Below are 23,816 nucleotides of genomic sequence, written 5' to 3'. Positions count from 1 at the left end.
CAATAGCCCAAATTTTGAACAGTCTTGACCCGGGCCTGTAACCCCCTTAGGTATGCGTCCGTTTACCTTGCAGGAGAGTCGCGCCATGGCCCAGAACGCCCCGTCCAAGCCCACCGCATGTCTGGCATTGGCCGATGGAACGCTGTTCTACGGCGCAGGCTTCGGCGCCACCGGCCAGACCGTGGCCGAGCTGTGTTTCAACACCGCCATGACCGGCTATCAGGAAATCATGACCGACCCTTCCTACGCGGGCCAGATCGTGACCTTCACCTTCCCCCACATCGGGAATGTCGGCGTGAACCCCGAGGATGACGAGACCGGCGATCCGGTGGCCGCGGGTATGGTCGTCAAATGGGACCCGACCGAGCCATCCAACTGGCGCTCGGCGGATCAATTGAAGGATTGGCTGGCGCGTCGCGGTCGCATCGCCATCGGCGGCGTCGACACCCGCCGCCTGACTCGCGCGATCCGCCAGCAGGGCGCGCCGCATGTGGCGCTGGCCCATGACCCCGAGGGCAATTTCGATATCGAAGCACTGGTCGCCGCCGCACGCGGCTTTGCCGGGCTGGAGGGCATGGATCTGGCCAAAGACGTCACCTGCGCCCAAAGCTATCGCTGGGACGAGATGCGGTGGGCCTGGCCCGATGGCTATGCTCGTCAGGAAGCGCCTGTGCACAAGGTCGTCGCGCTGGATTTTGGGGCCAAGCGGAACATCCTGCGCTGCCTCGCCTCGGCCGGTTGCGACGTGACGGTCCTACCCGCCACCGCGACAGCAGCCGAGGTATTGGCGCATAACCCCGATGGCGTCTTCCTGTCGAACGGCCCCGGCGACCCAGCCGCCACCGGCGAATACGCGGTGCCGATGATCAAAGAGGTGCTGGACACCACCGACCTGCCGGTCTTTGGCATCTGCCTCGGCCACCAGATGCTGGCGCTGGCTCTGGGTGGTCAGACCGTCAAGATGAACCACGGCCACCACGGCGCGAACCACCCGGTCAAGGATCTGGAAACCGGCAAGGTCGAGATCACCTCGATGAATCACGGCTTTGCCGTTGATGCACAAACCCTGCCCGATGGCGTGGTGGAAACCCACCGCTCGTTGTTTGACGGATCGAACTGCGGCATCCGCATGACCGATCGCCCGGTCTATTCCGTGCAATACCACCCCGAAGCCTCACCCGGCCCGCAGGACAGTTTCTATCTGTTTGAACGGTTCGCAGCGGCCATGGCGGATCAAAAAGCACAGGCTTAACGCCGAAATCATCAGCGTTAACTGCGCGTTAACCCTGTTTGAGCAACCCTGCCCAACGTGATTTGCGGCAGGGTTTTCTTATGGTTGAACTGAATCTCCAGCGTCAGACATCGGCGCGACCGGTGCCCGGGCCGCAATCGCGCAAGCCACTGGGCACCTGCCTGCTGGACCAAGGCATCATCACCTCGGACCAACTGGCGCAGGCCCTGCGGATGCAGGCGCGCCAAAACGCGCCGCTGGGCGAGATACTGGTGGGCGAAGGCTGGGCCAGCCGGGCGCAGGTTCTTGCAGCCCTGTCCGAACAAACCGGCCTGCAGATCGCCGATCTGCAGCAGACCCCGCCCTCGGCTGAGCTTTGCGCGCTGAAACCCGTTGAGTTCTGGCTGACCCACAATGTGCTGCCGTGGATGCGGGTGGGTCCGATCCTGCTGGTTGCGACCGCGCGCCCGGACGCATTCCCCGCCATTGCTGAAGCCCTAAAAGACAGCGGTCAGACCATCGTCCCGGTTCTGGCCGGGCCCGAGCAGATCGACGCCGCCATCGCCCGGCATTATGCGACGCCACTGGCGCAGGCGGCAGAGACGAGAGTGCAGGTCGAACAAAGCTGCCGCAACTGGTCGGCCCGGGCACGGACCGGCCCGGTGCTGGGGATGTTGGTACTGGCCACTCTTTTCGCCCTGTTTCCGACCATCGGTCTTAGCCTGTTACTGGGCGCAACGCTGCTGACGCTGGCGCTGTTTCTGGCGCTCAGATTGTCGGGCCTGATCGCCTATCTGCTGCCACGCAAGGCCCGACCGGCTGCCGACGGTCCGATCCGCCTGCCCTGCGTCTCGATCCTTGTCCCGCTTTACAAGGAACGTGAGATCGCGGATGTCCTGATCGCCCGGCTGCGTCGCCTGACCTATCCCAAGGCGCTGCTGGACGTCATTCTGGTGCTGGAAGAACAGGACGACGTGACCAAAACGGCGCTTGAAAAGGTCGAATTGCCAAGCTGGATGCGCGCCATCGTGGTGCCTCAGCGCGGGGATCTGACCACCAAACCCCGCGCCATGAACTATGCGCTGGATTTCTGCCGCGGTGAGATTCTGGGCGTCTGGGATGCCGAAGACGCACCGGTGCGCGACCAACTCGAAACCGTCGCCCGCCATTTTGCGACCGCGCCCGAGGATGTCGTCTGCCTGCAGGGCGTGCTGGACTATTACAATCCCCGCACCAACTGGCGGTCGCGCTGCTTTACCATTGAATACAGCGGCTGGTTCCGGGTGATCCTGAAAGGCATCGCCCGGTTGGGGCTGGTCGTCCCCTTGGGCGGCACCACCTTTTTCTTCCGCCGCGACGAGCTGCTGGAACTGGGTGGCTGGGATGCCCATAACGTCACCGAGGACGCCGATCTGGGCGTACGCCTCAGCCGCGCCGGATACCGGACCGAAATCGTTAACACCGCCACCTATGAAGAGGCCAACTTTCGCGCCTGGCCCTGGGTCAAACAGCGCTCGCGCTGGCTCAAGGGGTTCATGGTGACCTATCTCGTGCATATGCGCACGCCGGGTCAATTGCTGCGCGATCTTGGGCCGTTGCGCTTTCTGGGGCTGCAGGCGTTCTTTCTGGGCACATTGGGTCAGTTTCTTCTGGCCCCGGTCCTGTGGGTGTTCTGGCTGATCTTCCTCGGCCTGTCGCACCCGTTTCAGCCCATCATGACGCCCGGCTTTCTGACCGGCTGCGTCTATCTGTTTCTAGTCGCCGAAGCCGCCAACCTTCTGGTCGGGATGCTTGGCGTGATCGCCGGCAACCGCCGCTTCCTGCTGCCATGGGTGCCGACAATGGTGCTATATTACCCGCTGGGCGTGCTGGCCGCTTACAAGGGCCTGTGGGAACTGGCGGTCAACCCGTTCTTCTGGGACAAGACCCAGCACGGCCATGCGGTCGAGGAATGCGAGGCCGTCATTTCTCGCGCCTGACCGCATCCTGTTTCAGCCGGGTCATGAACGCGACCGAGATATGGTCCTGCAGCGCCTTGGCCGCGGCGTCTTCATCGCGGGCGGCGATGGCCTGAACGATACCCTTGTGCTCACTCTGGGCGATCTCTCCGCGTCCCTCAACAGCCAACGAAGTGGTCGCCATCAGGGCCATGGTCCGATGCACCAGATCAAGCTGCTGCACCAGATAGCGGTTGTGCGAGGCCAGATGAATCTGCTCGTGAAACCGTCGATTGGCGCGGGACAAGGCGGGGGGATCATTCACCAGCGCATCATCGGCGGCCACCATCTCTTGCAGTACCCGGATTTCCTCTTCGGTGGCGTGCTTGGCCGCCAGTCGCGCGGCCAGCCCCTCCAACTCGCGCCGCACGATATACAACTCGGCCATCTGGTTGTGGTCCAGCGAAGCAACGATCAGCGACCGCCCGTCGCGTTCCAGCAGCGATTGTGTCTCAAGCCGCTGCAGCGCCTCGCGGATTGGGGTGCGGGACACACCAAACCGCTCGGCCAGTTCGCTTTCCACCAGCCGGTCACCGGGCTTGTAAACGCCCACATCAATCGCTTCGAGTATCAGTGTGTAAGCGTCCGTGTTGGACTGTCGGGATTGGGGCATCGGCTGTCTCGGCCTCCTCGTTCGGACCTGTCTAGCCGCCTCTTGCCCCCCCGATCAAGAGCGGCATTGAAAAGAGGCCGCGACCGCCCTAAACCCAAACCATGGTCAAACCTGCCTTTGCTCACGTCACCCAATGGGTGTTCGACCTCGACAACACGCTTTATCCGCCGCATATGCGCCTGTTCGACCAGATCGAGGTGCTGATGACGGATTACGTGGTGCAGGCGATCGGCGTCGACCGGCCCGAGGCCGACCGGCTGCGCAATCACTACTGGCAGCAATACGGCACCACCCTTGCGGGCCTGATGGCCGAGCATGATCTGGACCCCGACCCCTATCTGCACGCCGTCCATCAGGTCGACATGAGCCATATGGAGGCCGACGCAGACCTCGCCGCGCATATCCGCGCCCTGCCCGGTCGCCGCATCGTCTATACCAACGGATCGGCCCCTTATGCCGAACGCGTTCTGGCCGCGCGCGGGCTCAGCGGATTGTTCGACGCGATCTATGGGGTCGAGCACGCAGGTTATCGCCCCAAGCCCGAAAAGGCCGCGTTCGAGGCGATCTTTGCACAGGACGGAATCACCACCCAAAGGGCCGCGATGTTCGAGGATGACCCCCGCAATCTGGCCGCCCCGCACGAAATGGGGATGCGCACGGTGCATGTCGCGCCTGACCCGCACGAGGCCGATCACATCCACCACCACACCGACGATCTGACCCGGTTCCTGTCACGCCTCGTCTGAGGGCCAAGCTGCGACGATCTGCACCTGCGCAAAGGGCCGAGCGCGCCCTATATGCGCCAAAGCGACGAACAGATAACCCGGAGACCCCAATGACCGCGCTCGACATCCGCGCGCGCCTGCCCCTGTGGCAGCGCCTTTTCTTTGCAATCCCCCTGTTTGGCTGGCTGGCCCGCGACGCCGCCCATGGGCAGGCCGAAGACCTCTATTACACCGCAGCCGCGGTCGTCAGCATGTGGGGCTGTTCGGTGATGCTGTTCGGTCTGCCCGGCCTCTATATCCCGGCGTTGATGATGGTGCCGGTGATGTTCCTGATCCTGGTCCTGATCTCTCGCGGATAAGGCACGGGACAGGATGTCACTTGGCACCCGCCGCACATCGGCATTAGGGTCTGCGGCAACGGAGAATTGCCCTCATGACTGACAGCTGTGACATCCTGATTTCCGGCGGCGGCATCGCCGGACTGACCGCCGCCGCCGCCTTTGGTGCGGCCGGGTTCGACGTGATCTGCGTCGACCCCACCCCGCCGATCACCGAACGCGATGTGGACGGGTCCGACCTGCGCACCACGGCCTTCCTGCAACCCGCCCATGGGTTGCTGGAACAATGCGGCCTGTGGGCCCGGCTGGACGCCCACGCCGCGCCGCTGCAGATCATGCGCATCGTGGACGCGGGTGGCGATGTGCCCCAACCCCGCGTCGTGCGCGATTTCAACGCTGCCGATATCTCGGACCAGCCCTTTGGCTGGAACCTGCCCAACTGGCTGCTGCGCCGCGAAATGGTGGCGCGTCTGGCCGAACTGCCCAATGTCGATTTCCGCCCCGGCACCGGCACCGTCAGCCTGTTCACCCGCACCGCCGAGGCGCGCGTGGGCCTAAGCGACGGCAGCCGCATCCGCTGCAAGCTGGTGGTGGCTGCCGACGGTCGCAACTCTCCGATGCGCGAGGCCGCCGGGATCAATGTCCACACAACGCGCTACGGACAAAAAGCGCTGGCCTTTGCCGTCACGCATCCGATCCCGCATGATAATGTCTCGACCGAGATTCACCGTTCGGGCGGGCCCTTCACGCTGGTACCCCTGCCCGACTGGCACGGGCAGCCCTCGTCAGCGATTGTGTGGATGGAACGCGGCCCGCGCGCGGTTGAGTTGCTGAACCTCGACAACAGCGCGTTCGAGGCTGCGATGACCGAACGCTCCTGCGGGTTGTTCGGGCCGCTGAAACTGGCCTCACGTCGGACCATCTGGCCAATCATCAGCCAGTCGGCAGAACGCCTGTCAGGCGAACGCGTCGCCCTGATGGCCGAGGCCGCCCATGTTGTGCCGCCCATCGGCGCGCAGGGGCTGAATATGTCGCTGGGTGATCTGCGCAGCCTGCTGGAACTGGCGCAAGCCCGCCCCGAAGGTCTGGGCGACGCGCAGATGCTGGCGGCCTATCACAAAGCCCGTCACACCGAGATCGAGCTGCGCGTCAAAGGCATCGACCTGCTGAACCGCGCCTCGATGATCGAGGCGCGTCCGTTGCGCGATGCGCGGGCGATGGGTTTGAATGCGCTCTATTCCCTACCGCCCGTGCGCAAGACGCTGATGCAAATGGGCCTCGGCGTCCGCTAGACGTAGGGCGGGCTTCAGCCCGCCGCCCCGTTCAAAGCACCTGATCCAGAACCCGTTTCAGCCGCGCAATCGTGCCATCCACATCATACAGCTTATCCAGCCCGAACAGACCCAGACGGAAAGTGCTGAACCCTTCGGGCTCATCACATTGCAGCGGCACACCGGCGGCGATCTGCATCCCCAAAGCGGCGAATTTCTTGCCATTCTGCACCTCGGGGTCCGTCGTATAGCTGACCACCACGCCCGGCGCGCCAAAGCCATCGGCGGCCACCGACATGACACCCTTGTCCTTCAGATAGGCCCGCACCCCATCGCCCAACGCCCACTGCGCCGCGCGCAGCTTCTCGAACCCGTAATCACGGGTCTCGGCCATCGTATCGCGGAAGGCGCGCAAAGAATCCGTCGGCATGGTCGCATGATAGGCATGACCACCCGCCTCATAAGCCTGCATGATCTGCCGCCATTTCTTCAGATCAATTGCAAAACTGTCCGAACTGGATTGCTCCAACCGCGTCTCGGCACGCTCGGACAGCATCACCAGACCGGCGCAAGGCGTCGCACTCCACCCCTTTTGCGGGGCCGAGATCAGCACGTCCACGCCCGTCGCCTTCATGTCGATCCACGCGCAGCCCGAGGCGATGCAGTCCAGCACCATCAACGCCCCGACCTCATGCGCGGCCGCCGCCATCGCGGTCACGTAATCATCGGGCAGAATCACTCCGGCCGAGGTTTCAACATGCGGCGCAAAGACAATGTCCGGGCGTTGTTCGCGGATCGTCGCCACAACCTCATCAATCGGGGCCGGCGCAAAGGGCGACGGGCTGGCATTGCCGGTCTCGCGCGCCTTCAGCACCGTGGCCTGCGCCGTCAGCGCGCCGGATTCGATGATCTGGCTCCAGCGGTAGGAAAACCAGCCGTTGCGCACCACCAGCACATTGGCATCGCGGGCGAACTGGCGCGCGACGGCCTCCATCCCATAGGTGCCGCCACCGGGGATCACCGCCACGCCGTCGGCATTATACACCTCGCGCAACATGCCCGAGATGTCGCGCATCACCTGCTGAAAACTGGCGGACATATGGTTCAGCGAGCGATCCGTAAACACCACCGAGAATTCCTCGAGGCCATCAGGGTCAACAGTTTCCAGCAACGCAGCCATCGTACATCCTTTCTTTTGAGTTACCTGTTTCTGCCCTGTCCGGGGGCTTGGGTAAAGCACCAAAGACCGCCGGTTGTTGACCCAAGGGAAACCGCAACCCATGGTTTTGTTTTGATATTTCCCATGCAACAAATGGCAGAAATGACGCCAAACAGTGTCACCCCACCTTTACACTCTGACGTGTTTCTGAACAGATACACTCACTTTGAACAAGAACAGGCATTTCAGCACGTGACTGCGCAAAAGCGGATTAGTTTTCAGGTCGTCCGGGACGAAGTTAAGCGGCGGATCGAAGCCCGCATCTGGCCTCAGGGGTCGCTCTTGCCCACCGAAACGCAACTGGCAGAAGAGTTCAACTGCGCCCGCGCCACGGTCAACCGCGCCCTGCGGGAACTGGCCGAACAGGGCTTTGTCGAACGCAAGCGCAAAAGCGGAACCCGGGTCAAGAAAGAGCCGCGCCGCCAGGCCAAGCTGGAAATATCGCTGGCCCGGCAGGCGGTGGAAAACCAGAACTCGGCCTATCGCTATGCGCTGGTGGAACGCAAGGTGGTGCACAGCCCCGGCTGGCTGACCTCGCAACTCAGTGTCGCGCCCGACGCCCGCGTTCTGCACGTGATCTGCATGCACTATGCCGATAACCGCCCTTTTCAGCTTGAAGAACGCTGGATCAACATCGAAGCCGTGCCCGATGTTGAACATGCCGATCTGAACAAAAGCGGCCCGCATGAATGGCTGCTGAACGCCGCCCCCTTTACCGAGGCCGAGATCGCCTTTTGCGCCATCTCAGCCGACAACCGTCTGGCCGATTTCATGGGCACCACCACCGGCACCTCAATGATTCAGCTTGAGCGGACAACGTGGAAGGACGGACAGCCGATGACCTTCGCCCGGATGACGCATCATCCCGGCTTCCGCATCCGCACCAAGTACTAACCGATCGGCCCCGGCAGGCGTTCCTCGCTTAGTAGTACGTTGGCTTCGACCTCTCCGGCGCCGGGCAGCGTCATCACCCGCCGCCGCAGCACCCGCTCGAAATCGGCCAGATCCCTCGCGACGACGCGCAGGCGGTAGTCATAGAGGCCCAGCACATGCTCGACCGTCTGCACCTCGGGGATTGCGCTGACGGCGCGTTCGAAATCCTCAAGGCTGACCTGCCCCTTGCGCGCCAGCTTGACGCCCAGAAACACGGTCACACCAAACCCAAGCGCCTCGGCATTCAGGCGCAGCCGCCGCCCCTTGATCACACCCGCCTGCTCCAGCCTCCGAATCCGCCGCCATGTCGCGGGCTGAGATAAGCCAAAACGCCGCCCCAACGCGCCCGCACTTTGCGTGGCATCCTGCACCAAGGCGCGCAGGATCTTGTGGTCGATCTCATCCAACTCGATCATACCGGCAGCACCTCATCCCGCTTGACCCGGGCGATATGCATCAGCGCCTCAATATCGGCGATATGAGGCAAGGTCAGGATACGGTCGCGATAGACTTTCTGATAATGGTTCATGTCCCGCGCCAGAACCGACAGGCGCACATCGACCCGGCCCAGAAAGGTCTGGATCTCGATTACCTCGGCCACCTCGCGCGCCGCTGCGGTGAATTCGTCGAACGCCCGCGCCTGTGTCTTGTCCAGCGTCACCCGCAAGGACACCTCGACCGCGTATCCCAGCGCCGCCCAGTCGATAACGGCCTCCTGCCCCTCGATCACCCCTGCGGCCTGCATCTTCTCGATCCGCCGCCAGCAGACGCCGGTACTGATGCGGCAGCGCTCGGCCAGTTCTGCCGTGGTCAGGCTGGGTTCGGCCTGAAACTGGCGCAGAATACGCCGATCAACATCATCAAGCATGATTTTTTCACATATTTTTTATTTGAAGAATTATTCTTCATCTTTTTCCCAAATACTCGATCCCAACGCTCTCGCCAATACCAAAACCTCAGGATAGAAACGCCGCAATCGAAACTGAAAGGACCGGCAAAATGCGCGTCTATTACGATCGCGATTGCGACATCAACCTGATCAAAGACAAAAAAGTGGCCATCCTGGGCTACGGCAGCCAAGGCCACGCCCACGCGCTGAACCTGCGCGACTCGGGCGCCAAGAACCTTGTCGTCGCCCTGCGCGAAGGCTCGCCCTCGGCTAAGAAAGCCGAAGCCGAAGGCCTTCAGGTCATGAGCATCGCAGATGCCGCCGCCTGGTGCGACCTGATCATGTTCACCATGCCCGACGAACTGCAGGCCGAGACCTACAAAAAATACGTCCATGACAACATCAAGCCCGGCGCGGCGATCGCATTCGCCCACGGCCTGAACGTGCATTTCGGCCTGATCGAGCCCAAAGAAGGCGTCGACGTCATCATGATGGCCCCCAAAGGCCCCGGCCACACCGTGCGCGGCGAATACACCAAAGGCGGCGGCGTTCCCTGCCTGGTGGCCGTCGACAAAGACGCAACCGGCAAAGCGCTTGAAATCGGCCTGTCCTATTGCTCGGCCATCGGTGGCGGCCGTTCGGGCATCATCGAGACCAACTTCCGCGAAGAATGCGAAACCGACCTGTTTGGTGAGCAGGCCGTCCTGTGCGGTGGTCTGGTTGAGCTGATCCGCTGTGGCTTTGAAACGCTGGTCGAGGCCGGTTACGCGCCCGAGATGGCCTATTTCGAGTGTCTGCACGAAGTGAAACTGATCGTTGACCTGATCTATGAAGGCGGCATCGCCAACATGGATTACTCGATCTCGAACACGGCTGAATACGGCCAGTACGTCACCGGCCCGCGTATCCTGAAATACGACGAGACCAAAGCGCGTATGAAAGAGGTTCTGAACGACATCCAGCAGGGTAAGTTCGTTCGCGACTTCATGCTGGAAAACGCCGTTGGCCAGCCGACCATCAAAGCGTCGCGTCGTGCCAATGACGAGCACATGATCGAAGAGACCGGTGCCAAGCTGCGCGGCATGATGCCGTGGATCTCGGCCGGTAAAATGGTCGATAAAGAAAAGAACTAAGTCTGACCTCAGTCAGCGAAGGGCGGCCCCGGTGGCCGCCCTTTTTCATGCGGCGGCGGCGTTGGCGAAGCATTCGCCCAGCACATGATCCCAACCACTGTCGTACCCACGGCGTTTGTCTGGCGCCTCGGCTGCCCAGACCTCCCATCCGGAATGGGTCAGCGTCACCTCTGTCTGTCCGGAGTCATGCGCCTCGAACGCCACCTCGACCCGCGTCGGGCGGTCTTTGTTGGTGCCGGGATGCCAACTGAAGGCCAGACGTCTACCCTCTTCGAAAACCAGCACCTCGCCCCAATCCGCGCGGGTGCCGTCGAACATGGTCTCGTAGATCGCGCCACCCACGCGGGGCTCGATCACCACCGCCAGTGCGGGCTGGCCCTGTGACGCCGAGACCGCGTGCCCGTCCAGCGGCCACCATTTCGCGATACGGTTGACGAATACGTCAAACGCCCGCTCTGACGATGCGTTCACGACAACAGTTTTGACAATAGGTTCGGTCATGTTTCCCGCCCTTCGTTGATCTCATCCGCAAAACGGCCCAGCACATCTGTCCAGTACCGCTCCAGCCACGTACGCATTTCCGCCAACCCTTCGGGCCGGGCCGCATAGATCCGGCGGGTGCCCTCGGCCCGGCACACCACAAGCCCAGCCTCTGACAGAACCTTCAGATGCTGAGATACGGCGGGGCGGCTGACCGGCAGGTCGGCGGCCAATTCCCCGACCGCGCGGGGGCGATCCGCGACCGCCTCGAACACCTGCCTGCGGGTTGCGTCACCCAGTGCTGAAAACACTTCTTCGTAAGCCATTGCTAACCGTAAGTCATAACTAACGGAAAGTCAAGATCAGCACGTGACATGGCCCGAGGCGCGGGATAAGGGGATGGAATGGTTCAACAACCCAACCACCGAGACTGGGGCGGCGTGATCGCTCTGGGCCTGATCTGGGGCGCTACGTTTATGGTCGTCGCCATAGCGCTGGAGGGTTATGGCCCCGTGACCGTGGCCACCGCCCGCACCACTCTGGCTGCGGTTACATTGCTGGTGCTGATGCGCCTGACCGGGCGCAGGCTGCCCGGCGGCGACGCAGCCCTGTGGACCTCGATCATCGTGATCGGAGTGCTGTCGACCGCCCTGCCCTTCGTCCTGCTCAGTTGGGGGCAGCAATATGTGCCCTCGGCCTTTGCGGGGCTGTCCATGGCCTCGATCCCGCTGATGGTACTGCCGCTGGCGCATTTCTTCTCGGACGAGCCGATGAACCTGCGCCGCCTGTTCGGTGTGACGCTGGGCTTTTCCGGGGCGCTGGTGCTGATCGGGCCGGGTCTGGCGCAGCTGGGTCAGGGCACCGAACCGCTGGCGCAGCTGGCCTGTATCGGGGCGGCGCTGTGTTATTCCTTCGCATCGATCTTTACCCGCCGCTGCCCGCCGATTGATCCGGTCACACTGTCGGCGCTGACGCTGGTCGTGGGCGCGGTCATCCTGCTGCCCATCATGCTGATGATCGAAGGGGTGCCTACGTGGCAAGGTGCCCGCCCGGGTCTGGCGCTGATCACGCTGGGCCTGATCCCCACCGCCTTTGCCACGCTGCTGCGCGTGTCGATCATCCGCAGCGCCGGGTCGGTCTTCATGACGCTGGTCAACTATCAGGTGCCCATCTGGTCGATGGTCTTCGGCGCTTGGGTCTTGTCCGAGGCGCTGCCGCTGCGGTTCTACATCGCGCTGGTCATGATCCTGACCGGGCTGGCGATCAGCCAGTGGTTCAGCCTGCGCAGGATGCTGATCGGGCGTTAGCCCGCAACGGCCTCGACCTCGGCCACGATACCGTCGACCACCTGCGTCAACAGGGCTGCGTCCTCGCACTCGGCCATCACGCGGATCAGGGGCTCGGTGCCTGACTTGCGGATCAGCAGGCGACCCTGCCCGGTCAACCGCGCCTCAGCCTCAGAGATGGCAGTCTGCACATTGGCCGCCTCCAACGGAGCCTGCCCGGCCGTGAACCGCACATTCTTAAGCAACTGCGGAACGGTTTCGAACTGATGCGCAAGTTCCGAGGCTTTCTTTTCCGACAACACCATCTCGGCCAGGAAATGCAGGCCCGCCATCAGCCCGTCGCCGGTGGTGGCATAGTCGCTCATCACGATATGGCCCGATTGTTCGCCGCCCAGATTAAAACCGCCTTCTCGCATCCGTTCAACCACATAGCGGTCGCCAACCGCCGTGCGTTCAAGCCGCAGCCCCTGCCCGGCCAGATGCCGTTCCAGCCCCAGATTCGACATCACCGTCGCCACCAGAGCCCCGCCCTTCAGCCGGTCAGCACGCGACCATGCGCCCGCCAGCAAGGCCATCAGCTGATCGCCATCCGCAACCACGCCGGTTTCGTCGATCACCACAACGCGGTCTGCGTCGCCATCCAGACAGATCCCCACATCGGCCCCATGGGCCACCACGGTTTCGGCCGCGATCCGCGGCTGCGTGGACCCGCAGCCCAGGTTGATGTTCTTGCCATCCGGCGCGACGCCAATCGGGATCACGTCGGCCCCCAACTCCCACAGCACCTCGGGCGCGGTGCGGTGTGCAGCCCCGTTGGCACAATCAACAACCACCTTCAGCCCGTCCAGCCGCACCTCCCGCGGCAACGACGATTTCACTCGCTCACCATAGCGGAAGCGCGCATCGTCAACGCGGCGCGCACGGCCTATGTTCTTGGCCTGTGCGGGGTTTACGCCCTCTTCGATCAACCGCTCGATCTCAAGCTCGGCCTGATCCGACAGCTTATAACCGTCGGGGCCGAAAAACTTGATCCCGTTATCCTCTGCCGGATTATGACTGGCCGAAATCATCACGCCCAGATCCGCCCGCATCGACCGGGTCATCAAGCCCACCGCAGGCGTCGGCACCGGCCCCAGCAGCAGCACGTTCATCCCGGTCGAGGTCAGACCTGCCGTCAGCGCATTTTCCAGCATATAGCCCGACAACCGCGTGTCCTTGCCAATGACGACCCGGTGCACGCCGCTTGCATCCCGGCGGAAGTACCGGCCCACGGCGGCCCCCATGCGCAAGGCCATCTCAGCCGTCATCGGATGCGTGTTGGCGGTGCCCCGCACCCCGTCGGTTCCGAACAGCTTGCGCATCAGATCTACTCCTTGATTACGTGCACCCGCCCTACCGGACGGCGGCCCACAGACGCAAGGCCTGAGCCGTCTCGGCCACGTCATGGACCCGTATAATCTGCACGCCTTGTGACAATCCTGCCAGAGCCACCGCGATAGAGCCCGGCGCACGGGCATCCTTGCGCGGCTCTTTGCCGATTTTACCGATGATCCCCTTGCGGGACACGCCCAGCAGGATCGGGCAACCCAGCCCGTGAAACAGGCTGAGATTGCGCAGCAGGGTCAGGTTATGCTGGGTGTTTTTGCCAAAACCTATGCCCGGATCGACGATAATCAGATCGCGGCTCAGCCCGAGGCTTTCCAGATGCGCAATCTGCGCCTCAAGGAAATCGTACACGTCCAGCAAGACGTTATCATATTGCGGATCGTCCTGCATCGTGGCCGGATCGCCCTGCATATGCATCACACAGACCGGCGCTCCGATCCGGGCACAATACGGCGCAAGCTGCGGATCAAAGGTGAAGCCCGAGACATCGTTGATCAGTCCTGCACCGGCCTGATGCGCGGCACGGGCGACGCTGGCCTTGCGCGTGTCGATTGAGATCAAGGCATCGGTCTCGGCCCGAATGGCTTCGATCAGAGGCTGTGTACGGGCGATCTCTTCGTCCTCGGGAACAAAACTGGCACCGGGTCGTGTGGATTCGCCACCGATATCCAGAATGCTCGCCCCATGTGCCACCATCGCAGCGGCGGCAGCGCGGGCGGCCTCGACCGAGTCGTGAACGCCACCATCCGAAAAGCTGTCGGGCGTGGCGTTCAGAATGCCCATGATCTGCGGTTGCGCCATATCCAGCCCGGAAACAGGCGCGTGCAGCCGGGTGAGCTTATGCAGATAAGCATCTGGAATTTCGACAATATCAACAATGCGAGGCGCCTTACCCCGCTGCAGACATTCAGCATGCGTAAACCACAAGGGTTGCCCGGCCAACGACACCGCTCCCTCCGGACGCAGCGGCCCATGCTGCACCAGCGGTCGGTAGTAGACCGTCACAGCTGCGCCTGCTCCACCGGAACCGCGCGCAGCGGTGTTTTGGGTGCTTCAGGCAGGTCGCCCCCGATCACCAGCATCTCGCTGGCTTCAAAAGTTGCGGCAAACCATGCCGCCAGCGCCACCGCGTCCGACGGAGCCGCCGAGGGACCATCCACCGCATCCAAAACGATCTTGGACGGGGCCCAGACGCAAATCTGACCGTTTTTCATCGCCCAATCGAGCTCGGTCCGGGTCGAGACCACCACGCAACGATGATCCCGCGCGGCCAGAACCCAGGCGTTCTGCTCAATCGCCAGCAGGTCGATGCGGCGCTGGGTCATCGCGTGCCCCGTCTGCGGCACAACCAGATCAGAGGCCCCGACACACAGGATCAGCGGGCGCTGGCGGTTCTCAAGCTGGTCGATCCAGCCGGTCAGATTGCCCGAGGCAATCGCCTCGTTCGACAGGAACACCAGCCGGGGATGGGGGCGTTCTTCTTCGGTGATTTCATGATGGCCCGCATCTTTCCCGCGCACGATCTCAACCCCCAACGCACCGGGGCCACGATCCAATTTTTCAATGCGAACAAAAGCCCTTACGGCCTGAGGCTCAAGCAATATTCGCTCCGCCACGCGATCCGCCAGCGTCTCAAGCAGGTTGAGGCGTTCGGCCGCCAGTTCGAACGCGATGGCCTCGGTCACCCGGTCATAGGACAGGATTCGGTCCACGTCGTCGTCGATGGGGTCGGTCAGCGGGCGCACCTCGACCACGATGTTGAAACAGATGCGCTGCGTGGTGCCGCGTTCAGCCTGAAAGGCTCCGATCTCGACCTCGACGATATGATCACGCAGCGAGATGCGATCCAGCGGACCACGCGATGCGGTCGCCTCAGAGCGCTCGGACGGGTGCGCAAAGGCAAGGCGGATTTCGGAACTCATCTGACGGACCTTTTCGGGCTCGGTTGGACTGATCAGCCCACTTTAGGCGTTTGCCGGGCGTATAGCACCGCAACAAACGCCTTTCCAGCCATCGAATGCGGCGTCAGGTCACCCGGAACCAGCTCATCATCCCCGATGCGGCATGGCCCAGCATGTGGCAATGCAACAGCCAGTCACCGGGATTGTCGGCCACCAATGCGATCTGCCGGGTCTGGCCCCGCTCGACCAACACGGTGTCGCGCCACGGCCCCAGACTGCCATCGGGCAGGATCAGCCGGAAATGATGCCCGTGCAGGTGCATCGCGTGCGGAAAGGCCGTTTCGTTTACAAACTCAATGATATGAGTGTCGCCCAACTGCGCATCAAGAAACGGATCAGCGGGCCGTTCTGCATAGCCATTTAGCGCCCAGAACCGCCCCAGCTGCGCCAGTTCGCGGCCCGAAAGCGTGGTCTCACCCAGAATGGCGCTGTCGAGCCAGCGCATCGCCCCGCCCTGCAGCGTCATGCGATGCGTTTGCGCATCCTGCACCTCGACCGCTGGCAGAGGGTTCGCGGGCAATGGCTTGACACCGCTCCTCGCCACCTTCGCAGACGCCCCGGTCACGTCGAATCCGATCAGCCCAAACGCCCCGTCCCGCTCGACGCTGACGACACTTGCGGCCTGGCCAGCCTCGGCCGTGACATCGACAATCAGATCCGCGCGCTGAGCAGGTGCCAGCGGAAAGCTGTCTTCCATGGGCAGCGGGATCTCTAGCGGCATCCCGTCCAGCGCTACGATCCATCCCGTCAGCCCGTCCAGCGCCACGTCGAAGATCCGCGCGTTGGCGGCGTTGATCAGCCGCAGGCGCAGGCGCTCGGCGGATTTCACGGGATAGGACGGATCAAACCGCCCGTTCACCACAACAAGATTACCCAGCCGCCCCGCGTGGCTTTGGTCATGACCATTCTCGAAATCATCCGTGATCTGCCCGTTCTCGGGGTCCAGCCGCCAATCGTCCAACATCAGCGTCAGGTCCTGATCGACATCCGGCCCCGCGGCCTCATCCACGATCAACGGGCCATAGAGCCCCCGCGCCACCTGCTCGACCGAGCGGTTATGGGCGTGATACCAATAGGTTCCCGCATCCGGCACCACGAAATCATAATCGAACCCGCCCCCTGTCGGCACCGCGTCCTGCGTCAGCCCGGGCACACCATCCATCGCATTGTCGATCCGAATACCATGCCAATGAACCGACGTCGCTTGAGGCAGCGTGTTCTCCAACCGTCGCCGTACGCGCGCGCCCTGTTGCAGGCGGATTTCAGGGCCAGGAACGCCTGTGCCATAGCTCCAGACTGAGGTCGCGGGATAGCCGTCAGGCGCGATCTGTTGGGTTGCTTGCTGCGCGATCAGCGCATCGGCCGATGCCAACGCCGCACGCGGCATCATCGACAGAGCCAGCGCCGATTGCATGAACTGTCTGCGGGATAATGACATTGCGGACCTCCTGGCCCGCAACATAAGGCGAAAACCGGATCGCACCAGCACCCTTCCAGCGCTGGTGCGTCAATCAGTTACTCGCGGTGCGATAGTTGTGGCGGTAGAAAATATGCACACCGATCCGCGCGGTTTCCTTGTAGACCCGCGACCAGGACGGCTTGACCGCCTTGGTGTGGTAATGCGTGGCGCCAGCAGTCATTTCTTCGGCCATACCGTCAATCGCGGCGCGAGCCACCTTGGACACACGCTCATAGGCGCGTTTCTCATGGATGACCTCTTTGTGGCCATCGCAGGTATAGGTGAACTGGCATTGATAGCGCTTGCCCGTTCCCTGCTTGATCACACCGCACAGCGAATCCGGAAAGCGGCCACTGTCGACCCGGTTCATGATCACCTCGGCCACGGCAAACTGGCCGCGCACGCTTTCTCCGCGCGCCTCGAAATACAGCGCCTCGGCCAGACACAGGAAATCTTCGTCTCCGGTGGCCTTGGGCTGCTGATCCAGCCAATCCTTGGTATAGGCGATCTCGATCCGTTCCGGCGATTTGCGCGGTTTGAACAGGCTTAGGTAGTCACGAAAGCTCTGTCCCGGCAACTCGTTACGAGCAACCAGCTGGGCAGACGGATCGGTGTCCGGCTTCTCAGCGACGGACAAATTCGGCAGCAAGGCTGCGGCCCCCACGGCAACAGCCAATATGTAGCGTCTCATCAGATAACCTCGCACAGGCACAAACGCGCCAAACCCTCCCCCGGCGGGCGCGACGAGGCTGATACCCCACTTGGGGGTACACGTCCAGCTTTCTGGAAAAAGCAAGAAAAAAACCGCTCACGCGGTCAAAATTCATCGACAGCGGAACGTATCAGAAAGCACTATTTCTAGAGGAGAGACAGTTAGTCAACCCCCAAGTTTGGACGAAATCGCCAACTGAGCGGCAGACAGCCGAGCGACCGGCACCCGGAACGGCGAACAGGACACATAGTCGAATCCAAGCGCCCGACAGATGGCGATTGATTCGGGGTTACCCCCATGTTCGCCACAGACAGAAAGTGTAACGTCTGGTTGTGCTTGGCGGCCACGTTCAGCCCCCAGTTTCAGCAGCTCGCCCACCCCGTCCGCATCCAGAACGTGAAACGGATCTTCGTTAAACACGCCTAAGCGGACATATGCCGACATGAACCGTCCCGCATCATCGCGCGACAGGCCATAGGTCATCTGGGTCAGGTCGTTGGTCCCGAAACTGAGGAACGAGGTCTGCGGCGCGATCTCGTCGGCGCGCAGACAGGCGCGCGGCGTCTCCACCATGACGCCCAGCCGGTAATCGAACTCGGTGCCGCGCTCTGACGTGACCTCGGCGGCGACCGCGTCGATGCGGGCCTTGACCAGTTCCACCTCCCGCTTGGCCGAGACCAGCGGGATCATGATTTCGGGCACCACCGGCGCACCATCCTTGCTGGCCTCAAGCGTCGCCTCGAAAATGGCGCGCGCCTGCATGTCGTAGATTTCCGGCACGGTTACACCCAGACGCACGCCGCGCAGGCCCAGCATCGGGTTATACTCGCTCATCGCCTCGACCCGGCGCTCGACGTCCGAGACCGGCAGGTCCAGCGCCTCGGCCAGTTCGCGCTGACCGCTGCGGGTGGTGGGCAGGAACTCGTGCAGTGGCGGGTCGAACAGGCGGATACAGACCGGCTGCCCCTCCATGATGCGAAACAGCTGCACGAAACCCTGCCGCTGCATCGGCAGCAGGCGCTCCAGCACCGCAGCCCGGCCCGACGACGTCTGGGCAAAGATCATCTCGCGCATCACGGTCAGACGACCGGGGTCAAAGAACATATGCTCGGTCCGGCACAGGCCGATCCCCTCGGCCTGAAAGTTCAGCGCGGTCTGGGCATCTGCCGGCGTGTCGGCGTTGGCGCGGATGGCAATGTCGCGCTCGGCATCGGCCCAGCCCATCAGGGTCTGAAAACAATCGTCCAGCGCCGCCTCAAGCATCTCGGGCTGTCCGGCCAAAACCTGACCCGAGGTGCCGTCGATCGTCAGCACATCACCGGTTTTGAACACGCGCCCGTCCGGCGCGGTCAGCAGCCGTTTCTTGGTCTGAAACCGCATCTCGGACGCGCCAACGATACAGGGTAAGCCCAGCCCCCGGCCAATCACCGCCGCGTGGCTGGTGATCCCGCCTTTTTCAGTCAGCACCGCCACCGCCGCGTGCATCCCGCGCACATCATCGGGCGAGGTTTCGCGGCGCACCAGAACGCAGGGCTCTCCGCGCGCGGCACTCGCCTGCGCCTCGGCAGCGGTGAAGACGATCCGCCCGGTGGCCGCACCGGGGCTGGCGGCGATACCCGTGGTCAGCACGTCACGTTGGGCGTCGGGGTGGACCTGACGGTGCAGCAATTCGTTCAGCGAATGCGGATCAACCCGCATCACCGCCTCTTGCGGCGGGATGATCCCGTCCTCGGCCAACCGCACCGCGATCCGCATCGCCGCGCGCGAGCCGCGCTGAACCCGGACGCCATCCAGAATGTGCACCTGGCCGTTCTGGACCACAAATTCGACCTGCATCTCTTCGCGCAGCTTCCGGCGCATCAGGGCGGCATGGGCCTTGAGATCGGCAAACGCCTCGGGCGCCACATCCTCGAGCGATTGGCCCCGCGCGTCCTTTTCCAGATACAGCGCCGAGACCCCCTCACCCAGGGCATCGCGCCCCTGGCTCTGGCTCAAGTAGCGACCGGTGATCTGCGGCATCCCCGTCGCCGGGTCGATCAACTGCAGCACGCCCGAGCCGCATTCGCCCTGCCCGACACCCGGAATCATCTCCTGCACGACAAGCCCCAGCCCCGCATCTACAGGCGCGCCCCGGGCCTGCCGCAACAGGCGGGCCGAGGTCCCGTCCCAGGCCCGCGCCATAGACCGCAGCACGCCGATCAGTTGCTCGCCACGGTCCTGCGGAAAGGCTTCGTCGGTCTCATCCTCATAGGCGCGCAGCGACAGGCCCAGCCCCTCGCGCCCGTCCGCGTCGATTTCGTCGAATACGTCCGGGTCCAGACGCGCCACATGGATGGCATAGCTTTGCACGAACCGCAGATACAGCGCCGCCGCTGCATCTGCCCCCATATCCGCCGACAGCTCGACATAACGGGCATCGTTCATGCCGATATTCAGCACCGCGCCCGGCCCGCCCCAGTCAGGATCTTCGGAACTGGGCCTGACGCACAACAGCGCCTCATCCTGGAACTGGGTCAGCACCGCCGCGATGTCGGGCACCTGTCCCTTGGCGATGCCCTGAACCGCATCGAAGGACAACGCCACCGTTCGCGGCACCGGCATGTCCAGCCGCACCAGACGTTGCAGGCATTTGGCCCGCCCGCCATGGGTGTTGGCGGCGACGGGTGCTTTGGACGTGATCAGCGTGGTGTGCGGGTTATTCTGCAATGCAGCACCTTTTTTGTTTCACCGCAGCATAAGCCCCTGCGCCCTTGGCGCAAGGGCGTTATCCCTCGATCTTGGTCAGATCGGCAACGCTGGAACAGACCTGCCGGATCTGGCTGAGCAGGTTCAGGCGGTTGCGGCGCAGGATGTCGTTGTCGGTATTGACCTGCACATCCTCAAAGAACCCATCCACCGGAGCCCGCAGCGCGGCCATAGCAGCCATCGCAGCCGGGAAATCCTCGGCCTGCAAGGCTGGGTCGATCTTGACCTGCGCCGCATCCAGCGCTGCAAACAGCGCCTTTTCGCTGTCGGTCTCGGCGAATTTCACATCCGCGCCGTAGGAATATTCCACCCCATCCTTCTCTTCCGCCTGAGACAGGATGTTATTGGCCCGCTTGAACCCCTGCACGAGGTTCTCCCCATCCTCGGTCGCAATCACCGCATTCAACGCGCGGGCGCGTTTGACCAGCAGGTTGAGGTCGTCATTGCCCTCCATCGCGATGCAGGCGTCGATTACGTCGTGGCGGATGCCCTCGTCACGGAGGAAGACCTTGAGGCGGTCGTGGAAGAAGGATAGCAAATCGGACGGAGCTGAAGATACAATCGAGGTCGCCGCCTCAACCTGATGCGCCAGCCCGTGCACCTGTTGGGCGGTGGCATCTTTATCTTCGGCAGTCGCCTGCTTGGCCTTGGCCTCCAGCAGCGCCGCCTGCCATTCCGGCAACTTCAACAGAGTGCCCAATCCTGACGCGAAGGTGTCTTTCAGGGAAAGGCGCAAATCGTTCGTCAGCACCAACCGAATAACCCCCAACGCAGCACGGCGCAGGGCGAACGGGTCCTTCGAGCCCGTCGGTTTCTCATCAATCGCCCAGAACCCCGTCAGCGTATCCAGCTTATCCGCCAGCGCCACCGCCACCGATACCGGCGCGGTCGGCACGTCATCGGACGGACCCAGCGGCGAGTAATGCTCTTCGCTCGCCTGCCCCACTTCCGCAGGCAGTTCAGCAGCATCGGCATAGTAGCGGCCCATGAGGCCCTGCAACTCGGGGAACTCGAACACCATCTCGGATGACAAATCCGCCTTGCACCCCTGTGCGGCCATCATCGCCAGCGCCGGATCGGCCCCAACCACCGGGGCCAGTTCATGCGCCAGCGCCGCGATCCGGTTCACGCGTTCCCCCTGAGATCCCAGCTTGGCGTGGAATGTCACGGCATCCAGCTTTTCAACCCACGGCTCGAACCCGTCGGACTGAACGATGCGCAGGTCATTCTCCCAGAAGAATTTGGCATCGGCCAGACGGGCCGACAGCACCTTCTGGTTCCCCGCCAGAATGGTCGCGCCATTGTCTGCGGTCTCGCGATTAGCCACCGTAATGAACCGCTCAATCCGGCCCGTCTTGGGGTTCTTCACCGAAAAGAATTTCTGATGCTCTTTCATCGAGGTCTGCAACACCTCGGGCGGCAGGTCGAGGAATTCGTCATCGATCTGCCCCATCAGCACCACCGGCCATTCGACCAGACCGGCCACCTCGGCCAGCAGACCCTTGTCATCGACCACTTCCAGACCAGCGGCAAAAGCGAGGTTCTGGGCGTCGTTCCAGATATGCTCGGCGCGTTCCTCAGGCGACAGCACCACAAAGGCGCGCTTCAGCTTGGCAGCGTAGTCGTCAAACGAGGTGACCGCGAACCGGTTCGGAGCCATGAACCGGTGACCTTGGGTCGAGTCCCCGGACGTGATCCCCTCAACCTCCAACGGCACAACTTGTGCACCGGCTTCATCGCTAAGAATACAAAGGATCGAATGCAAAGGCCGTACCCACCGCATCGAGCCCGCGCCCCAGCGCATCGACTTGGGCCATGGGAAGTTGCGGATGGTGGCCTCAAGCACCTCGGCCACGATCTCGGCCGCCGGACGGCCCGGTTTTTCGATGGTGGCGAAATAGACCGCACCCTTGGGGGTGTCGCGTTCCGCCAACTGGTCACGGGTCAGACCCGCACCGCGCAGGAAGCCTTCGATGGCCTTGTCCGGCGCGCCAACCTTGGGACCTTTGCGTTCCTCGCGGATGGTGGGGCTTTCGGCCAGCAGCCCTTCTATAGCCAGCGTCAGGCGGCGCGGCGTGGTCAGAGCAGCGGCAGAGGCATAGGTCAGACCGCCCTCGACCAGACCATCGGTGATCCGCTTTTTCAGGTCCTCACCGGCGCGGGCTTGCATCCGCGCGGGGATTTCTTCGGAAAACAGTTCGATCAGCAGGTCGGGCATAGTCGGTCCTTAGAAACTTACAATCGTCTGGATGACGATGGCATTGGCGATATCCACAAAGAAGGCGGATACAAGGGGCAGCACGATAAAGGCAATAGGCGACGGGCCATATCGCTTGGTCACGGCGGTCATATTCGCGATAGCGGTGGGGGTTGCGCCCAGGGCGAAGCCGCCGAACCCGGCAGCCAGCACAGCGGCGCGATAGTTCGAGCCCATCAGCGGGAACAGCACCCAGAGCACGAAGGCCACCGCGAACAGGGTCTGGGCGGTCATAATCGCGGCGATGGCGAGGCCCAGTTCGGCGATGGTCCAGAGCTGCAAGCTCATGAGCGACATGGCCAGAAACGCGCCCAGAGCGAATTCCGAGATCAGCGCCAGCGACGGTGTGCGCGCCACGGGCGGCGCTTTGGGGAACAGCGCGCTACGCAGATTGGCGATGACAATGCCCATGATCAGGCAAGGCACGAACAGGGGCAGTTTCAGCCCCGCGGCGCTGATAAAATCGCTGAGGATATAGCCCGCGATAATCGCGAGGTTCAGGTGCAGCAGCACCCGCATGATGGTCTGATGATCAATCGCCGTTTTTGCGTCAACCTCATCGGGCAGACCCACGGTATGCTCTTCCTCGGGACGGTTGGGGCTCAGCTTGCGTCCCTCGACCAGCAGCCGCGCGATGGGGCCACCGACCAGCGCCGCTAAAACAAGGCCCAAAGTCGCCACCGCCACGCCCAGTTCGGTCGCGCCCGCCAGCCCAGTCGCCTCGGCCACTTCGGGGGCCCATGCAATCGCGGTGCCGTGCCCTCCGATCAGGGCGGCCGAGCCGAACAGCACTCCGGCCTGCGCGGGATAGCCAAACAGAACCGCCCCACCAGCACCAATCACGTTCTGCGCGACGATGGTCAGAAGGGTCAATATCAGCAACAAAAGCAACGGCTTGCCGCCCGCAATCAAATCCGACAGCCGGGCATTCAGGCCGATCCCCGCAAAGAACAGCACCAGCAGGAAATCCCGCGCGGTCAGGCCAAAGGACAGCTCGATCCCGAACATCAGATAGAGCATCAGCACCACTAGCGAGGCCAGCAGACCTCCGGTCACAGGCTCCGGGATGTTGAAATTGCGCAAGGTCGCGACGCGGGCATTGATCTCGGCCCCCAGCAGGTAGACCGCAAAGCCCAGCGTTGCGGTCAGAAAATCCGGGATCGCGACGGCCTGCCCCATGC

General features: G+C 62.9%; 22 protein-coding genes. 8 read left to right on the top strand and 14 right to left on the bottom strand.

What is annotated here, in order from left to right:
- The first annotated feature begins 85 nt into the window (after window positions 1-85).
- Together carA and ACR1XV_RS06035 are read left to right on the top strand one after the other, a co-directional pair.
- Window positions 86-1,252: a glutamine-hydrolyzing carbamoyl-phosphate synthase small subunit gene (carA, locus tag ACR1XV_RS06040; protein ID WP_480529491.1), complete on the top strand. Its 1,167-nt coding sequence runs from the start codon at window positions 86-88 to the stop codon at window positions 1,250-1,252.
- An 80-nt stretch (window positions 1,253-1,332) separates the two neighbouring features.
- Window positions 1,333-3,210 carry a glycosyltransferase family 2 protein gene (locus tag ACR1XV_RS06035; protein ID WP_480529490.1) on the top strand — a complete coding sequence of 626 codons (1,878 nt, stop codon included), beginning with the start codon at window positions 1,333-1,335 and terminating at the stop codon, window positions 3,208-3,210.
- Here the strand turns inward: ACR1XV_RS06035 and ACR1XV_RS06030 are convergent.
- Window positions 3,194-3,841: a GntR family transcriptional regulator gene (locus ACR1XV_RS06030; protein ID WP_480529489.1), complete on the bottom strand. Its 648-nt coding sequence runs from the start codon at window positions 3,839-3,841 to the stop codon at window positions 3,194-3,196. The genes ACR1XV_RS06035 and ACR1XV_RS06030 overlap by 17 nt on opposite strands.
- A gap of 101 nt (window positions 3,842-3,942) precedes the next feature.
- Here ACR1XV_RS06030 and ACR1XV_RS06025 point away from each other — a divergent pair, with 101 nt between their 5' ends.
- From ACR1XV_RS06025 to ACR1XV_RS06015, 3 genes are all read left to right on the top strand, one after another.
- Window positions 3,943-4,587: a pyrimidine 5'-nucleotidase gene (locus ACR1XV_RS06025; RefSeq protein WP_480529488.1), complete on the top strand. Its 645-nt coding sequence runs from the start codon at window positions 3,943-3,945 to the stop codon at window positions 4,585-4,587.
- A gap of 89 nt (window positions 4,588-4,676) precedes the next feature.
- Complete coding sequence (locus ACR1XV_RS06020; RefSeq protein ID WP_480529487.1) at window positions 4,677-4,925, top strand: hypothetical protein; 249 nt, start codon at window positions 4,677-4,679, stop codon at window positions 4,923-4,925.
- Between the two features lie 74 nt (window positions 4,926-4,999).
- Window positions 5,000-6,196, top strand: coding sequence for a UbiH/UbiF family hydroxylase (locus ACR1XV_RS06015; RefSeq protein WP_480529486.1), 1,197 nt, complete (start codon window positions 5,000-5,002; stop codon window positions 6,194-6,196).
- 31 nt (window positions 6,197-6,227) lie between these two features.
- Here the strand turns inward: ACR1XV_RS06015 and ACR1XV_RS06010 are convergent, their stop codons facing one another.
- The gene (locus ACR1XV_RS06010) at window positions 6,228-7,355 is read right to left on the bottom strand and encodes an aminotransferase class V-fold PLP-dependent enzyme (protein ID WP_480529485.1); all 1,128 of its coding nucleotides are present in this window, start codon (window positions 7,353-7,355) and stop codon (window positions 6,228-6,230) included.
- Window positions 7,356-7,586: 231 nt separating this feature from the next.
- On the opposite strand from ACR1XV_RS06010, the gene ACR1XV_RS06005 reads away from it, so the two are divergent.
- The gene (locus ACR1XV_RS06005) at window positions 7,587-8,288 is read left to right on the top strand and encodes a GntR family transcriptional regulator (protein ID WP_480529484.1); all 702 of its coding nucleotides are present in this window, start codon (window positions 7,587-7,589) and stop codon (window positions 8,286-8,288) included.
- Here ACR1XV_RS06005 and ACR1XV_RS06000 read toward each other — a convergent pair.
- The gene (locus ACR1XV_RS06000; protein ID WP_480529483.1) at window positions 8,285-8,743 is read right to left on the bottom strand and encodes an Lrp/AsnC family transcriptional regulator; all 459 of its coding nucleotides are present in this window, start codon (window positions 8,741-8,743) and stop codon (window positions 8,285-8,287) included. The genes ACR1XV_RS06005 and ACR1XV_RS06000 overlap by 4 nt on opposite strands.
- A complete protein-coding gene (locus ACR1XV_RS05995; RefSeq protein ID WP_480529482.1) occupies window positions 8,740-9,195 on the bottom strand; it encodes an Lrp/AsnC family transcriptional regulator in 456 nt (151 codons plus the stop codon). The genes ACR1XV_RS06000 and ACR1XV_RS05995 overlap by 4 nt, the downstream gene beginning before the upstream one ends.
- A gap of 131 nt (window positions 9,196-9,326) precedes the next feature.
- Between ACR1XV_RS05995 and ilvC the strand changes: the two genes are divergently transcribed.
- On the top strand, window positions 9,327-10,349 hold the full coding sequence (gene ilvC, locus ACR1XV_RS05990) for a ketol-acid reductoisomerase (RefSeq protein WP_480529481.1): 1,023 nt from the start codon (window positions 9,327-9,329) through the stop codon (window positions 10,347-10,349).
- Between the two features lie 45 nt (window positions 10,350-10,394).
- On the opposite strand, the gene ACR1XV_RS05985 is transcribed toward ilvC, so the two are convergent.
- The gene (locus ACR1XV_RS05985) at window positions 10,395-10,850 is read right to left on the bottom strand and encodes an SRPBCC family protein (RefSeq protein WP_480529480.1); all 456 of its coding nucleotides are present in this window, start codon (window positions 10,848-10,850) and stop codon (window positions 10,395-10,397) included.
- Window positions 10,847-11,155, bottom strand: coding sequence for an ArsR/SmtB family transcription factor (locus ACR1XV_RS05980; RefSeq protein ID WP_480529479.1), 309 nt, complete (start codon window positions 11,153-11,155; stop codon window positions 10,847-10,849). Before ACR1XV_RS05980 ends, ACR1XV_RS05985 begins: the two co-directional genes overlap by 4 nt.
- 78 nt (window positions 11,156-11,233) lie before the next feature.
- Here ACR1XV_RS05980 and ACR1XV_RS05975 point away from each other — a divergent pair, with 78 nt between their 5' ends.
- Window positions 11,234-12,136 (top strand): DMT family transporter, encoded by a 903-nt coding sequence (locus ACR1XV_RS05975; protein ID WP_480529478.1) that lies wholly within the window; start codon window positions 11,234-11,236, stop codon window positions 12,134-12,136.
- Here the strand turns inward: ACR1XV_RS05975 and glmM are convergent.
- The 8 genes from glmM to gltS all read right to left on the bottom strand — a co-directional run bounded on the left by glmM (window position 12,133) and on the right by gltS (window position 23,814).
- Entirely contained in the window at window positions 12,133-13,476 is a 1,344-nt protein-coding gene (gene glmM, locus ACR1XV_RS05970; protein WP_480529477.1) for a phosphoglucosamine mutase, read from the bottom strand. The two genes, ACR1XV_RS05975 and glmM, sit on opposite strands and share 4 nt — an antisense overlap.
- 31 nt (window positions 13,477-13,507) lie before the next feature.
- On the bottom strand, window positions 13,508-14,506 hold the full coding sequence (gene folP / locus ACR1XV_RS05965) for a dihydropteroate synthase (protein ID WP_480529476.1): 999 nt from the start codon (window positions 14,504-14,506) through the stop codon (window positions 13,508-13,510).
- Window positions 14,503-15,423, bottom strand: coding sequence for a dihydroneopterin aldolase (locus ACR1XV_RS05960; RefSeq protein ID WP_480529475.1), 921 nt, complete (start codon window positions 15,421-15,423; stop codon window positions 14,503-14,505). The genes folP and ACR1XV_RS05960 overlap by 4 nt, the downstream gene beginning before the upstream one ends.
- Window positions 15,424-15,526: 103 nt before the next feature.
- Complete coding sequence (locus ACR1XV_RS05955) at window positions 15,527-16,900, bottom strand: multicopper oxidase family protein (RefSeq protein WP_480529474.1); 1,374 nt, start codon at window positions 16,898-16,900, stop codon at window positions 15,527-15,529.
- Between the two features lie 73 nt (window positions 16,901-16,973).
- Window positions 16,974-17,612, bottom strand: coding sequence for a cell wall hydrolase (locus tag ACR1XV_RS05950; RefSeq protein ID WP_480529473.1), 639 nt, complete (start codon window positions 17,610-17,612; stop codon window positions 16,974-16,976).
- Between the two features lie 186 nt (window positions 17,613-17,798).
- On the bottom strand, window positions 17,799-20,339 hold the full coding sequence (locus tag ACR1XV_RS05945; protein WP_480529472.1) for a putative PEP-binding protein: 2,541 nt from the start codon (window positions 20,337-20,339) through the stop codon (window positions 17,799-17,801).
- A gap of 58 nt (window positions 20,340-20,397) precedes the next feature.
- Window positions 20,398-22,548 carry a glycine--tRNA ligase subunit beta gene (gene glyS, locus ACR1XV_RS05940; protein WP_480529831.1) on the bottom strand — a complete coding sequence of 717 codons (2,151 nt, stop codon included), beginning with the start codon at window positions 22,546-22,548 and terminating at the stop codon, window positions 20,398-20,400.
- A gap of 57 nt (window positions 22,549-22,605) precedes the next feature.
- The gene (gltS, locus tag ACR1XV_RS05935; RefSeq protein WP_480529471.1) at window positions 22,606-23,814 is read right to left on the bottom strand and encodes a sodium/glutamate symporter; all 1,209 of its coding nucleotides are present in this window, start codon (window positions 23,812-23,814) and stop codon (window positions 22,606-22,608) included.
- Window positions 23,815-23,816: the final 2 nt, after the last annotated feature.

Source organism: Ruegeria sp. AD2(2025) (assembly GCF_056542385.1).
This window is presented reverse-complemented; position numbering and strand designations above follow the sequence as displayed.